The organism is Microbulbifer mangrovi, from assembly GCF_002009015.1.
GTDB lineage: Bacteria > Pseudomonadota > Gammaproteobacteria > Pseudomonadales > Cellvibrionaceae > Microbulbifer > Microbulbifer mangrovi.
In genome coordinates, this window is record NZ_LZDE01000051.1 from 1 (window position 1) to 477 (window position 477).

The 477-nt window shown below is 41.3% G+C and carries 1 protein-coding gene; it reads left to right on the forward strand.

Annotated features, from left to right (window positions below):
• Positions 1-38: 38 nt before the first annotated feature.
• Positions 39-461 (forward strand): hypothetical protein, encoded by a 423-nt coding sequence (locus tag B4U49_RS00220; RefSeq protein ID WP_143735412.1) that lies wholly within the window; start codon positions 39-41, stop codon positions 459-461.
• Positions 462-477: the final 16 nt, after the last annotated feature.

The following is a 477-nucleotide window of genomic DNA, read 5'->3' on the forward strand; positions in this document are numbered from 1 at the left end:
CTTTTTGTGGGTAAGACCAGTGCAGTAAGGAGAATAATTTGAAGTCATCAGAGAAGAGACCGGTTTTAGTCTGGCTAATATTTTTATGGTTCGTAGTGACTGGGATATCTGGTCTTTATCAGTTGTACGCACTTTATTCAGGGGATATAGAAATTCCTGCAGGCATGGAAAAGCCTGAGGGCGTACTTTACTACTTCAAAGGAATTTTTGGCGTAGTTCTTGCTGTGCTCGCTGCAACTCTACTGTTCCTGAGAAAGTCAGCGTCACGATGGCTGTTTCTAGGATTGTTTATTTTCACTGTCCTTTCAGGAGTTTTTACGCTTTTCACTCATGACTTTCCAGAAAGTCAATTCACTCTGATAAAGTATATTTCCGTAATTACTTGGATAATTTACGGGCTTATTGTGTGGTATGTTTTCACACTTGAGGAAAAGGGTTACTTCGTAGGGAGCCGCACATAACAATCAGCGGCAGAGC